The sequence below is a fragment of the Oceanirhabdus sp. W0125-5 genome (genome assembly GCF_027938815.1).
Lineage (GTDB): Bacteria > Bacillota > Clostridia > Clostridiales > Clostridiaceae > Oceanirhabdus.
In genome coordinates, this window is sequence record NZ_CP115913.1 from 3,302,437 (window position 1) to 3,316,710 (window position 14,274).

Below are 14,274 nucleotides of genomic sequence, written 5' to 3' on the forward strand. Positions count from 1 at the left end.
AAATACACGAAGGGGACTGACATGGTAAAAAACAATTCGAAGAAATCTTTATTTAAATGTGAAGTTGTTCATACTTTAAGTGGAAGAATTAGATTGAAGTGTTTTGGATTTGAATATCTAAAGGATAAGCTTAATGAAATTGAAGAAAAGCTTAATAGTATAGTATACTTTAATGATGTTTCTATAAGTTATATTACAAATAACATACTGTTATTTTACGACCCTAAACTTATAGATAGTGAAGAAATAATTGAAACGGTTGAAGCAGTTGTGGCATCTTATTCTATTGAGATACACAAGGCTGTTAAAGAACAAAAAGATGGTTTGGATAGAAGTAAAAAAGCATTAGAATATCAACCACTTGGGGATAAGATAAAGAAGATAGGTGTTACAGCAGCAACAATAGCATATTACGGAATAAGAAAGAAAAAGGGGTTACCAGTAGAACAGCTACTTAACACTAAATCTGTGTTAGATAAGTTTACTACAGTGCCTGCTTTAGTGAGTTTAGGGTTATCAAGAGATATATTGAAGAATGGTGTAGTATCACTAATTAAAGATAAAAGAGCTAATGAAGATACATTAACAACTACAGCCATTGTAACTAGTCTTTTCATTGGTGGAGATATTTCTGCTTTGACAACCATATTACTTTCAGATATTGCAGAATTACTTACATCTTATACAATGAATAGAACACGTAAGGCTATTAGAGATATGCTTGATGTAGGTGATCAGTATGTTTGGAAAAAAAGTGAAGATGGTCAGATAAATAAAGTTAACATTAATAAAATAAATAAAGATGATATTATTGTTGTTCATTCTGGAGAAAAGATAAGTGTAGATGGAGAAGTTGTATTAGGTGAAGGGGTTGTCGATCAATCATCTATTACAGGTGAATTTATGCCTATATTAAGAATAAAAGGGCAGAATGTATTTGCAGGAACAATACTTAAATCAGGAACACTTACTATTAGAGCTACTAAAGTTGGAGATGAAACTGCAGTTTCAAGAATTGTAAACTTAGTTGAGGAAGCTTCAAATAATAAAGCTCAGATGCAGATATACGCAGATAAATTCGCATCACAATTATTACCTCTTAATTTTTCATTAGCTGCACTTGTTTATATTGCAACCAAAGATGTTAAGAGAGCTCTAAATATGCTTGTGATAGATTATGCTTGTGGAGCTAGGTTATCTACAGCTGCGGCATTATCTGCAAGTATTCATACAGCTGCTAAAAATGGTGTTCTTGTAAAAGGTGGAAACTTTATTGAATCCCTTTCAGAATCAGATACTTTAATATTAGATAAAACTGGAACATTAACAGAGGGTAGACCAAAGATAATGAGCATAATAACAGCTGAAGATGTTACTGAACAAGAACTTATCGAGATCGCTAGTGCTGCTGAAGAAACATCTACTCATCCATTAGCAAAAGCTGTTATGAGTAAGTTGTATCGTTCAGGATGGAAGGTTCCAGAACATGGCGAGGCTTTAGTTCATGCTGGATTTGGTGTTGAAACTATAGTAGGTTCTAAAACTGTTGTTGTTGGAAGTAAAAAAATCATAAAAAAACATGATATAGAAATAAGTTCTGAAATTGAAAAGCAAGTCGATAAACTACTTGAAAGAGGAGATAGTTTAATTTATGTTGCTCATGGAGATAAGCTTTTGGGAGTACTTGGTGTTCAAGATACCCTTAGAGATAATATGAAGAAGTCTATTAATCGTCTTCGAAGTGGAGGTATAGATGATATTATTCTCCTTACAGGTGATGTTGAGCAACAGGCTGAAATAATGACAAGAAAGATGTCACTAGATAGTTTCAAGGCAGATCTTCTACCAGAAGATAAAGCAGAGTCAGTATTACAACTTCAATCAACAGGTTCTAAGGTAATAATGGTAGGAGATGGAATTAATGATGCGCCTGCTCTAGCATATGCAGATGTAGGGATTGCAATAGGAGCCACAAGAACAGATATTGCTGTGGAAGCAGCTGATATTACAATAAATAGTGATGATCCATTATTAATTCCGCAAGTTATAAATTTATCTCAAAAAACAATGGACGTTGTTAAACAGAACTTTGCAACAACTATAGGAGTAAATACGGTAGGATTGTTTTTAGGCGCTATTGGGGTACTTCCTGTATTTGGATGTTCCCTGCTTCATAATTTAAGCACCATAGCTGTTGTACTTAATTCTACAAGGTTAATGTTTTATAGATTTGAAAGAAGATAGATAACTGAGTATTAGATATAATATACTTATAAAAAACGTGTGGCTAGAAAGGAGCAGAATTCATGGTTGACATACCTATAGTTAATATTATTCATGTTATTCCAGGAAGAATAAGGTTGAATATCTCATGGCCACCTAGAAATGTGGAAAAGTTTGAAGAAACAATTAAACATCATGAGGGAATAAAATCTGTAAAATATAATACATTAACTAAGTCATTACTAGTTTATTTTAATCCTACATTAGTTTCAGAGATGGAGATTATTATAAGGACAGCGGTGTCAGTATCTTTACAACATAGCTATTCAAAGGTTAAAATATTAAAAAAATCTTCAAATGTTAAGCTTGTTAATTTAGATTACTATTCAGGAGCAACCCTACTTGCTGCATGGTATGCAAAAGTAGTAAAGTTTCCAATAGATGTTCAGAATATGCTTAATTTAAATGCTGGTATAAGCACAGCAGGAGCAGGTTTGAATCATGCTTATTTAGAAATGAAGAGAAAGGGTATGTACGATATAGAAGTACTTACATTGGTTTATCTATTAAACTCTTTTTTCAAAGGAAATCTACTAATTGGGGCTTCAATAACATGGTTGGCTACATTCTCTAGGCATTTAGTTGAAAGTAATGACGAAGCATTCACTCTTAAAGCCTTCAAGATTTATGAAGAAGAAAGTAATTCGGCTTATTATGATATTGTAATTAAATCTGAAGCAGATAATGACTTAGGTAAAATGATAAGATTAATAAGTGCTTCATTTGGAAAGCTTGTTGGAGTTGGTGGAAGCGCAAAACAAAAAGGGTTCACAAATGAAATAAAAATGGTATCCAAAAGTCATGGAAACATCTTAGAAGGTATGGGGAAGTTAAGTGATAGAATGTACCTTAGAATCAACGATTAAATATTGATATATGATAATATATATTAATTAGATATTGAATTAATAAAAATTGATTCTACTAAAAGAAAAAAAGAATTAGGAGGAAGTATTATGATAAATAACATTACAAGAGATCATGTTACAGGATTTGCAATTGGGGTAGGAGTTTCAGCATTAGGATTTTATGTTTATAAGAAAAATCAAGATAAGGTTGACGGTTTTCTAAGAAAGAATGGTATAAACGTTGAAGCTCCAAGAAACAATCTTCAAAATATGTCTTTAGAAGAGTTAGCTCTACATAAAGAGTACATTGAAGATTTAATGGCAGAAAAAGAATTAGAGAGCAATGATTTAGCAGTTTCTCAACCACAAGAATTAGTAGAAGAATAATATTTTTTAATTAAGTAAAGGTCGAGTCAGTTGAAATAAAATAACTGATTCGACCTTTTAATATTTTAAAACTAGCAGTGTTCAGTGGTAATCAAACTCTATTATTAAGAAATCTAGTCATTAAAGAACCTCTTTTGGTAATTCATCTAAACAGGATATATTATAGACAAATCGTTTTCGTGCTATATGATAACTTTTATCGGAACCATAAAAATTATCAAACATTTTTACTAACTCTTCCTTACGATAAAACTCTAATGGTTTAATTTTTTCATCCTCAATTCTTTTAATCTGCTTTTCTTTTAATTTACTTTTATAATGCGGACTAAGAGCAAGTTCTTCAGCAATTTCAATTATTTTATCTTTGAAATTCAAACCATCAAACATATCATCAATTAAACCTATTTTCTTTGCTGCTTTAGTACTAACAGGAATACATTGATCAGTTAACTCAATGCTTTTTTTCATTCCAACACGTTTAGGAAGAAGGTATGTCCAATATTCAGAACCATATAAACCCATATTTTTATAATGAGGATTTAGAACCACGCCATTTTGTGCAAATACTTTATCAGCAGCTAATGCTAATATTACTCCTCCAGCTGCCGCATTACCTCTCATTGCAGAAATTATAAGATGGGTGTCTGTTAAAATAATTTCTTTGATTAAATCATTGATAGCATTTATATTTTTCCAGGATTCATCTGCTGGATTATCAGCACCTTCAATCACATTAAGATGAATTCCATTAGACCAGAAATCACTTCCACCCATTAATACTATTACATTAGTATCCCGTTCTCTTGCTTTAATAAAGGCATCTCTTAACCTGATACATTGAGTTGTACTCATTGCACCATTATAAAAATTAAAGTGAAGATATCCAACTTTATTGTTCTCCTCATACCAAATATCTCTAAAAGTACGTCCTTTAACATCAGCTTCAATTGGCAAATGAGGAATATTATTAACTTTATCACCAAGAACTTGTGCAGCAGGGAGTTTGAAATATTTATGATTTCCCTGACTTTTTTTCTTAAGGTGAGTAATCCAAACAGCCCCATCTCCAGTAGCACGACATAACGCACCATTTCTTTCTCCAATTATTTCACCAGGATTTCCCTTTAATGTGTCTTCTTCATGAAGACCATATAGATAAAAACTCTCACCATAAATTGAATCTAAGAGCCCAGGTTGACTATCAGCAGAACGGATTTTTTTAGCAATCACATCAGTTGCTTCAGACCAATCAATTGAACGATATTTCTGTTTCATAGGTCTGTGTTCTTTACCTTTAACATCATTATGATTGTAATCTAGTTTTTTAGGATTAAAGTTACCACTTTCATATCGATCTATTGTTTCTAATAGACACTTTATAGCAGCTTCCGTTACTTGATGGCGATATAAGTGACTTTTACTTACATCTTTCATAGTAAAATTATGAGATGCCCATATATCTCCTCCATCCAACATATCATTAGCTTGTAGGAGAGTAACACCCCATTCAGATTCACCATTAAGAACTGCCCAGTCAAGTGAAGAAGGGCCTCTATCACCAATAATACCTGGGTGAATAATAATACATGTATAATTACTCCAAATTGATTCTGGAATATAACGTTTCAAAAACGGTGCTATTATAAGATCTGGGTTGTACAATTTCACTGAATCTACCATTGCTTGTTCACTACTTGCTATTTGAACATATATATTATGACCAAGATCGGTTAATTCAACATAGGCTCTTTGACTTAAACTGTTATGAGCTGTTGACAAAAATAAAATATTCATAGATATTAATCTCCTTATGTAAAATCATCAAATCTTTATTTAAGTAATGTAATCAATATTATAATGCAAGTGAAAACAATTATCAATTGGCAATTTCTGAAATAATAATTCTATAAAAATAATATTATAGTAAACTTTGTTTTTTTAATATACAGAAGTTGATTTCTTGACAAGAATGACAAGGTGTTATATTATAAAAAAGAATGTTAATGAAATTCATTATCAAATGCAATAAATTATCGAAGTCAATTAGGATTCACACTCAAATATAACATAATTTTTCAAGGTGATATTTTCAAGTTTTAAAGGAATAAGTTTTAAAGGAATAAGTTTTAATAATATTTATATCATCTTGAAAAACTATAAGAGTTATTGGAGGCAGAAAAGAAATGAAAATTTCAAGAAGATCATTTTTAAAATGGTGTACAACATCCGCAGTGGCCTTAGGACTTTCTAAAATGGAATTAGGGAAGTTGGAAGAGGTTGTTATGGCTGCAGAAACAACACCACCTGTTATATGGCTGCAAGGGTCTGGATGTTCAGGATGTTCAATATCATTATTGAACTCAATTCAAGAAACAACAATTGACGATTTGTTAATCAACAAAATCAGCATGAAGTACCATCATAATATCATGACAGCATCAGGGGATTTAGCAATATCAGCTTTAGATCAGACAGTTTCACAATACAATGGGAAATTCATATTAGTTATTGAAGGGGCGGTTCCTACTGCAGATAATGGTATTCATTGTGTTCTAACTGAAAGACATGGACAACCATGGACAATGTTAGATGCTGTTAAAGAATTAGCTCCAAAGGCTAGCTACGTAATTGCAGCTGGGACTTGTGCTTCATTTGGAGGAGTTCCAATGGGTGGAGGTAATCCTACTGGAATTCAGAGATTAGACAGAAATATTTTATATAATATGACAAAACAAAGAATTATTAATCTTCCAGGCTGTCCAATACACCCATATACATTAGTTAGGACAATAATTAAAGTATTACTTTATGGAATGCCAAGGTTAGATGAACAAGGACGTCCAAGAGAGTTTTATGATACAGAAATTCATGATATATGCCCATACAAAGAATATGATGAAGTACGACAATTAGGGTTACTAGGGTGTTATGAAGAACTAGGCTGTAAAGGGCCAGATACATATAATAATTGTCCCCACAGAAAATGGAATAATAAGAACAATTGGTGTATTGCCGCTGGTCATATGTGCATTGGATGTGCAGATAGCAGTTTTGGTAAAGAAACTATATATAAATTTGGTGGTGGTTCATACAGCAGTGATGAACATGATGATGATGATGAACGTGACGACAATGAATATGAGTATAGATCTCATGATGATGATGATGATGAACGTGATGATGAATATAGAACCTACTATCGTTATAGATATGATGATTAATATTTAATTTACATTGAAAAATAATATAGTAATTTATAAAGGAGAGTCTAAAATATGGGAACAAAAATTAAAATTGATCCAGTTACAAGACTAGAGGGTCACTTGAAAATTGAAGTTGAAGTTGATAGTAATAATAAAGTAATTAATGCCCATAGTACTGGAAATATGTTTAGAGGTTTTGAGAAAATTTTAGTTGGAAAAGATCCAAGAGATGCAATACATATAACTCAGAGAATATGTGGACTTTGTCCTGTAAGTCACAGTATAGCAGCAGTAAAAGCAGTTGAGGATTCATTTGGATTTAAACCTTCTTTTAATGCGATGCTATTAAGAAATCTTATTTTAGGTGGAAACTATTTATCGGATCATATTTTACAATTTTATCACTTATCATTACTTGATTATGTAAAAGGTCCACAAGCTAGTCCATGGACACCAGGATATGATGCTGACTATAGATTCAATGAAACTGAAAGTGCTGCTCTAATTAATAACTACATAAAAGCTTTACATATAAGAAGAAAAGCTCATGAAATGACTGCTATTTTTTCAGGAAAAATACCTCACGTAATGTCAATAGCACCAGGGGGGGTAACACAAAGATTAAATAGTACAAATATATCAAAATTTAAGAACTACTTAGTTGAAATTAAGAACTTTATTGATAATGAATATATGAGTGACTTGAATTTAATTGCAAATAAATACAGTGATTATTATAACATAGGAAAAGGATGTGGAAATCTTCTAACTTATGGTGTATTCGATATAGATACTAATGGGAATACATTATTCAAATCTGGTATTTATAAAAATGGCTCATATAGTTCAATCGATATATCAAAGATAAAAGAATATGTTAAACATTCATGGTATTCTGATGATTCTGGAAATAAACATCCAAATAGCGGAAAAACAGAGCCGAATTATGGTAAAAATGGAGCTTATTCATGGTTAAAATCTCCAAGATACAATAATGAAGTATATGAAGTTGGTCCACTAGCTAGAATGTTCATGAATAAGGAATACACAAGAGGTATTTCTGTAATGGATAGACATATGGCTAGAGGACTTGAATCAAAAAAAATAGTTGCAGAAATGATTAATTGGTTAAATTCACTTTCTACTGGAAGCTCATACACTCAGTTAAATGTTCCTTACTCAGGTACTGGTGTAGGATTAACTGAAGCTCCAAGAGGTGCACTAGGACATTGGATGAATTTTTCAAATAAAAAACTGAATAGTTATCAAATAATAACTCCAACTTGTTGGAACGTTTCTCCAAGAGATGATTTTGGACAAATGGGTGCTTTAGAACAAGCTCTTGTGGGAGTTACAATTAAAGATATTAGTCAACCAATTGAATTATTAAGAATTGTTCACTCATTTGATCCATGTACAGGATGTTCAATACATATTATGGATCCTGAAAGGAATGTTAAAGCTAAGTTTGTTGTTTCTACACCTAATCCTAAGGGAGTAATTTAATGAAGAAGCAATGTGTAATAGGAATTGGCAACATTTTATTGAGAGATGATGGAATAGGGGTTCACTTAATAAGTGAACTCCTTAAAGAAAAATTTAAATGTGATGTTGATTTAATAGATGGAGGAACATCGACTTTTGATTTGCTGGGGTATTTTATAGATAATGAGAAAGTTATTGTTGTAGATAGTTTAAAAGGCGGACATGAACCAGGGACTATATATAGAATAACTCCAGAAGAGTTGGGTACTTATATAAAAGCTAATTCATCACTTCACGATGTACAAGTTTTTGATATTCTCAAACAAGCAAAGTTAATGGGACACAACCCAGAGGTGATAATCATAGGGGTTGAACCATATGAAATATTTTATGATATGGAGTTATCACCAACACTAAAGAATGAGATACCGAATATCATAAGAATAGTTAAAGAAGAAATTGAAAGTGAATAGGTGATATTAATGCATGAAGTTTCAATTATGGGTGAAATATTTGAAATTATAAATGAAAATGTAAGTAACCATAATATAAAAAAAGTTAATAAAGTAGTTTTAAAAATTGGAGAGTTCAGTTGTGTTGAAGACAGTGCTTTAAGATTCGCATTCGAAGGATTCTCAAAGGATACTGAATCAGAAAAAGCTGAACTAATCATTAATAGAGTTAAAGCAACAGCTGAATGTGTTGAATGCGGACAAGTGTTTGACATATCATTTACTGATAAAAAATGTCCAAAGTGTCATGTGTTTAGCAATAATATCGTAAGTGGATATGAATTACTATTAGATGAAATAGAAGGTGAATAAAGTGAAACAGATTTTAGTGAAAAAAAATATATTAGGGACAAATGATGAAATAGCTAGAAGAAATAGAGCGTTACTAAGGGAAAAAGGTATTTTCACAATAAATATGATAGGTTCTCCTGGAGCTGGAAAAACATCAGTATTAGAAAAAATCATCAAAAGCTTAAAAAATGAAATAAATATGACAGTAATAGAAGGTGACTTATACACAACAAAAGATGCAGATAGAATAGAAAGTCACGGAATTCAGGTACTTCAAGTAAATACTGGTGGGGGATGCCATCTAGATGCATTAATGATACAGGAGTCATTAAATAATATTGATATTGAAGATACTAACTTTTTAATAATTGAAAACGTTGGTAACCTAGTATGTCCAGCGTCATACGATTTAAGTGAAGATATGAAAGTTACTGTTTTAAGTATAACCGAAGGAAATGATAAGCCATTAAAATATCCATCAATGTTCCAAAGATCAGAGGTACTTATAGTAAATAAAATGGATTTGATAGAGTACACAAATTTTTCAATGGAAGAGTTATATAGAGATATTAAATCATTAAATGAAAACATTAAAGTCTTTGAAATATCTTGTACAACCGAAGAAGGAATTAAAGATTTAGCTGACTTCTTCAAAGAAAAAATAAAAGAAAAAGGGGAAATGAAAAATGCCTAGTTTAGGATTACCAGAACTAATTGTAATTTTAGTTATTGCTCTTGTAGTATTTGGACCTAAAAAACTTCCAGAGGTAGGGAGAGCTATTGGAACATCTATAAAGGAATTTAAAAAAGCAACTAAAGAAGTAACAAAAGATCTTGTTGAAGATAAAGAAGAGAAGTAATAAGAAAGTAGGTGAGGTAAATGAGCAAGGAATTTGAAGAAATAAGCATAATCGATCATTTAGATGAGTTAAGAAAAAGAATATTAATAAGTTGTTTATTTATAGCAATCTTTTCAGTAATATCATACATAAAATCTGCTGAATTAACTGCATTACTAAAAGGTCCTCTCGAAATGAGTGGAGATATTGACTTAGTGTTTTTAACACCATTAGAAGGATTTCTTACAAAGTTAAAAGTTGCAGTTTTTGGAGGTATAGTTGTATCATCTCCAATAATATTCTTACAAACATTATTATTTATCTCACCTGCTATGTATAAAAAAGAAAAAATAATTGTTTTTTCATGTTTACCATTTATAGTAGCGTTATTTTTTAGTGGAATATATTTTTGTTTTGCATTTATACTTCCAACAACATTAAATTATTTAATGAGTTTTGGAAATGAACATATGGTACCAATGCTTTCAGTAGGCAAATATTTTTCCTTTGTAATAGGGTTAACTGTAGCTATGGGGTCTGTTTTTGAACTTCCAATGATTATGTTGCTATTATCTAAGTTTGGAATTCTTAATTATAAGACTTTAGCTAAAAAAAGAAAATATGCCATCTTAGTAATTGTTATTATTACAGCAATCATAACTCCTACTCCAGATGCATTTACTTTGTTAGCAGTTGCTCTACCATTAACTCTATTATTTGAAATAAGTTTAGGACTAATGTATGTGTATAGCAAAATTACAGGGATAAAGAAAACTAATGATGAAAACTAATGAGGAAAGGTAATTAAAATGAATAGAAGTACTAGAAAATATGTTGTTGTTAGAGGAATTGTACAAGGAGTTGGATTTAGACCATTTGTATATAAAATAGCTAATGAAAACAACTTAAAGGGTTGGGTTAAAAATACTTCAGAAGGTGTTTTTATTGATATTGAAGGTGAAGAAAAAAATATAAACATTGTTTTAAACAAATTAAGGAATGAAGCTCCACCACTTTCAAAAATAGATGAAATAATTATTGAAGATAGGGAAATTAAAAATTTTAAAGAGTTCTCAATAGAAAAAAGTCATGACAATAATAACACAATTACATTGATATCGCCTGATATTGCAACATGTAAGGAATGTGAAGATGACATAAAAGAGAAAAGTAATAAGAGATATAAATACCCTTTCACAAATTGTACAAATTGTGGTCCAAGATTTTCTATCATAAAAAAACTACCATACGATAGACCAATGACAACAATGAAGAAATTTGCTTTATGTCCTGAATGTAAAAGTGAATATGAAGATCCATTAGATAGAAGATTTCATGCTCAACCAAATGCTTGTCCTGTTTGCGGTCCTAGTGTATGGTTAATAGATAGAAATGGTAATAAGATTTCAACAGAAAATCCTATAAAGAGGACTAAAGAGCTATTAAAGGACGGAAAAATATTAGCTATAAAAGGATTAGGTGGATTTCATTTAGTTTGTAATGGTGAAAATGAAAAAGTAATTAGTGTTTTAAGAGAAAGAAAAAGAAGAGAGTCAAAACCTTTTGCACTTATGATGAGTGATATACATGAAGTTAAAAAATATTGTAATGTTAATGAAAAAGAAGAGAGTATATTAACGGGTATAAGAAAACCAATATTATTACTTGAAAAGAAAGGTGAATTATTACCTGAAAACATTGCACCAAATAATAAAACTTTAGGGGTTATGCTACCGTACACACCGCTGCATTATCTTTTATTTGATGAGGAATTAAAGGTATTAATTATGACAAGTGCCAATATTAGTGGATTACCAATGGTTTATCAAAATGAAGAAGCACAAGAAAAATTAAAAGATATAGTAGATTTTTATTTATTACATGATAGAGATATAAATTTACCAGTTGATGACTCAGTATCAATGGTAATTAAAGATATGGAAAGATTAATAAGACGTTCAAGAGGATATGCACCACTTCCAGTAGTGATTGACGGTATTGAAGACACTTTCGCTTATGGATCACATATGAAAAATACATTTTGTATTTCAAAGAATGAATATGCTTTTTTAAGTCAGCATATGGGAGATATCGATAGCTTAGAGACTTATGAAAATTATGAGCTAAACGCTGAGCATTTTAAAGGATTATATAATATTGAGCCTAAAATTGTTGCATATGATTTACATCCTGATTTTTTATTATCTAAATTTGCAAAAGAAGAAAAGTGTGAGAAGGTAGCAGTTCAGCACCATCATGCACATATAGCAAGTTGTATGGCTGAAAATAAGATTAATAAGAAAATTATAGGGCTTGCCTTTGATGGTACAGGCTTAGGAACTGATAATAAAATTTGGGGTGGAGAATTTTTAATATGTGATTACATGGATTTCAAAAGAGTAGGTCATTTGAATTATGTAAAAATGCCTGGAGGAGAAGCAGCAGTAAAAGAGCCATGGAAAATGGGAATTAGTTATCTTCTTAAGGCAATGAAAGAGAATATTGATAATAATATTATAAAAGACATTCCAGAAAAAAGTGTCAATATGATTATTTCAATGATTGAGAAGAATATAAATTCAATTGAAACATCAAGCATGGGAAGGCTATTTGATGCAGTAGCAGCAATCATCGGAATAAAAAATAAAATATCTTATGAAGGAGAAGCAGCTATAAATTTAGAAGCTATTTCACTTGCAAAAGAAGAAGGAAAATATACTTATAGAATAGATATTTTTGAAGAAAAATTCATTGTAAATACAGATAATATGATTAGAGAAATTGTTGATGATATCAAGGATAATATACAAATCAATGTTATTGCGAAAAGGTTCCATAACACTGTAATTGACTTCTCAATTCAAATGTGTATTTTGATTAGAGATAAATATGAGATTAATTCAGTAGGACTTAGTGGCGGAGTGTTTCAGAATAGAATTATTTTTGAAGGTATTTATAATAGGTTAAAAGAATGTGGATTTGAAGTATATACTCATTCTGAAATACCATGTAATGATGGGGGAATAGCATTAGGACAATTAGTAATTGCAAATCATAAGATAAATACAGGAGGGAAATAATATGTGTGTAGCGGTACCAGTAGAAGTTATAGAAGTTAGAGAACATGAGGCAGTAGTTAATTTTGGAGGAGTTAGAAAAGAAGTTAATATAGATTTAGTATATGATTTACAAGTTGGAGACTATGTTCTTCTTCACGCAGGATGCGCAATGCAGAAGATTGATAAAGAAGAAGCTGAAAAAACATTAGAAATTTTTAAAGCATTAGCAGAAGATAATTAATTAGGGGGGATGAACTATGAAATATGTAAAAGAATTTAGGAACCCTGAATTAGTTAAGAAGATGCTTGAAAAGATACATGAAAATGCTGATAAAGAAGTTGCAATAATGGAGGTGTGTGGGACACACACTATGTCAATATTTAGAAGTGGAATTAGAGATTTGCTTCCAGAGAATATAAAGCTTATATCAGGTCCAGGATGTCCTGTTTGTGTAACATCTCAAGGATACATAGATACTGTAATTGAATTATCTCATAGGGAAGATATTATAATAACTACTTTTGGGGATATGTTAAAGGTACCAGGAAATAAAAGTTCCCTTCAAAAGGAAAAAGCTTTAGGTAGAGATATTAGAATGGTATATTCTCCACTAGATGCAGTGAAGATTGCTAAGGAAAATCCTAATAAAGAAGTTGTATTTTTAGCGGTAGGCTTTGAAACAACAGCACCAACAATAGCTTTAAGTGTGAAAATTGCTGAAAGTGAAAAAATTGAAAATTACTCAGTATTACAATCAATAAAAACAATGCCAACAACAATGAAAGCATTGGTTTTAGATAAAGAGACTAAAATAGATGGGTTTATATGTCCAGGGCATGTTAGTACTGTTATTGGTGTTAAACCATATGAATTTTTATCTGAGGAATTTGGAGTTCCGGCAGTAGTTGCAGGTTTTGAATCAGGAGATATTATAGTAGGTTTATATAATTTACTTGAAATGATTAATAATAATATTAATGAAGTAAGAAATACTTACGGAAGAATAGTTAATTATGAAGGTAATGAGAAAGCTATAAATACTATGGATGAAATATTTGATGTAACTCGTAGTAATTGGAGAGGACTAGGGAATCTTGAGGGTACAGGTCTCAGATTAAAGAAGAAATATAGTTTATATGATACAGAAAGTAAGTTGAATATAAAATTATGCGAAGACAAGCCTTTGAAAGGATGTATTTGTGGTGAAATCCTTAAAGGGAAAAAGAATCCTGTAGAGTGTAAATTGTTCTCTAAGGTGTGTGATCCTATGAATCCAGTAGGAGCATGTATGGTTTCTGAAGAGGGAACATGTGCAGCATATTATAAATATGGTTCAGGAAAATAAACAAAAGTTAAAGGGAAGTGT

At 30.9% G+C, this 14,274-nt stretch carries 14 protein-coding genes; 13 read left to right on the forward strand and 1 reads right to left on the reverse strand.

Annotated features, from left to right (window positions below; all coding sequences use genetic code 11):
* The first annotated feature begins 21 nt into the window (after positions 1-21).
* The 3 genes from OW730_RS15215 (at position 22) to OW730_RS15225 (ending at position 3,518) form a co-directional block, all read left to right on the forward strand.
* The gene (locus OW730_RS15215) at positions 22-2,244 is read left to right on the forward strand and encodes a heavy metal translocating P-type ATPase (protein WP_271224904.1); all 2,223 of its coding nucleotides are present in this window, start codon (positions 22-24) and stop codon (positions 2,242-2,244) included.
* Positions 2,245-2,306: 62 nt separating this feature from the next.
* The gene (locus OW730_RS15220; RefSeq protein WP_271224905.1) at positions 2,307-3,149 is read left to right on the forward strand and encodes an HMA2 domain-containing protein; all 843 of its coding nucleotides are present in this window, start codon (positions 2,307-2,309) and stop codon (positions 3,147-3,149) included.
* 90 nt (positions 3,150-3,239) lie between these two features.
* Positions 3,240-3,518 carry a hypothetical protein gene (locus OW730_RS15225; protein WP_271224906.1) on the forward strand — a complete coding sequence of 93 codons (279 nt, stop codon included), beginning with the start codon at positions 3,240-3,242 and terminating at the stop codon, positions 3,516-3,518.
* Positions 3,519-3,638: 120 nt separating this feature from the next.
* Here OW730_RS15225 and OW730_RS15230 read toward each other — a convergent pair whose 3' ends face one another.
* Positions 3,639-5,312 carry a hydrogenase maturation protein gene (locus OW730_RS15230; protein WP_271224907.1) on the reverse strand — a complete coding sequence of 558 codons (1,674 nt, stop codon included), beginning with the start codon at positions 5,310-5,312 and terminating at the stop codon, positions 3,639-3,641.
* A gap of 389 nt (positions 5,313-5,701) precedes the next feature.
* On the opposite strand from OW730_RS15230, the gene OW730_RS15235 reads away from it, so the two are divergent.
* Genes OW730_RS15235 through hypD form a run of 10 tightly spaced genes read left to right on the forward strand, consistent with a single transcriptional unit; the run spans position 5,702 to position 14,253 of the window.
* The gene (locus tag OW730_RS15235; RefSeq protein ID WP_271224908.1) at positions 5,702-6,739 is read left to right on the forward strand and encodes a hydrogenase small subunit; all 1,038 of its coding nucleotides are present in this window, start codon (positions 5,702-5,704) and stop codon (positions 6,737-6,739) included.
* Between the two features lie 54 nt (positions 6,740-6,793).
* A complete protein-coding gene (locus tag OW730_RS15240; protein ID WP_271224909.1) occupies positions 6,794-8,227 on the forward strand; it encodes a nickel-dependent hydrogenase large subunit in 1,434 nt (477 codons plus the stop codon).
* On the forward strand, positions 8,227-8,679 hold the full coding sequence (locus tag OW730_RS15245) for a hydrogenase maturation protease (RefSeq protein ID WP_271224910.1): 453 nt from the start codon (positions 8,227-8,229) through the stop codon (positions 8,677-8,679). Before OW730_RS15240 ends, OW730_RS15245 begins: the two co-directional genes overlap by 1 nt.
* 9 nt (positions 8,680-8,688) lie before the next feature.
* Positions 8,689-9,030 (forward strand): hydrogenase maturation nickel metallochaperone HypA, encoded by a 342-nt coding sequence (gene hypA / locus OW730_RS15250; RefSeq protein ID WP_271224911.1) that lies wholly within the window; start codon positions 8,689-8,691, stop codon positions 9,028-9,030.
* A gap of 1 nt (position 9,031) precedes the next feature.
* Positions 9,032-9,703, forward strand: a complete 672-nt coding sequence (hypB, locus tag OW730_RS15255) for a hydrogenase nickel incorporation protein HypB (RefSeq protein WP_271224912.1) — start codon at positions 9,032-9,034, stop codon at positions 9,701-9,703.
* Entirely contained in the window at positions 9,696-9,869 is a 174-nt protein-coding gene (locus OW730_RS15260; RefSeq protein WP_271224913.1) for a twin-arginine translocase TatA/TatE family subunit, read from the forward strand. The genes hypB and OW730_RS15260 overlap by 8 nt, the downstream gene beginning before the upstream one ends.
* A gap of 20 nt (positions 9,870-9,889) precedes the next feature.
* On the forward strand, positions 9,890-10,639 hold the full coding sequence (gene tatC, locus OW730_RS15265) for a twin-arginine translocase subunit TatC (protein ID WP_271224914.1): 750 nt from the start codon (positions 9,890-9,892) through the stop codon (positions 10,637-10,639).
* An 18-nt stretch (positions 10,640-10,657) separates the two neighbouring features.
* Positions 10,658-12,928 (forward strand): carbamoyltransferase HypF, encoded by a 2,271-nt coding sequence (gene hypF, locus OW730_RS15270; protein WP_271224915.1) that lies wholly within the window; start codon positions 10,658-10,660, stop codon positions 12,926-12,928.
* 1 nt (position 12,929) lies between these two features.
* Positions 12,930-13,148: a HypC/HybG/HupF family hydrogenase formation chaperone gene (locus tag OW730_RS15275; RefSeq protein WP_271224916.1), complete on the forward strand. Its 219-nt coding sequence runs from the start codon at positions 12,930-12,932 to the stop codon at positions 13,146-13,148.
* A gap of 16 nt (positions 13,149-13,164) precedes the next feature.
* The gene (hypD, locus tag OW730_RS15280; protein ID WP_271224917.1) at positions 13,165-14,253 is read left to right on the forward strand and encodes a hydrogenase formation protein HypD; all 1,089 of its coding nucleotides are present in this window, start codon (positions 13,165-13,167) and stop codon (positions 14,251-14,253) included.
* Positions 14,254-14,274: the final 21 nt, after the last annotated feature.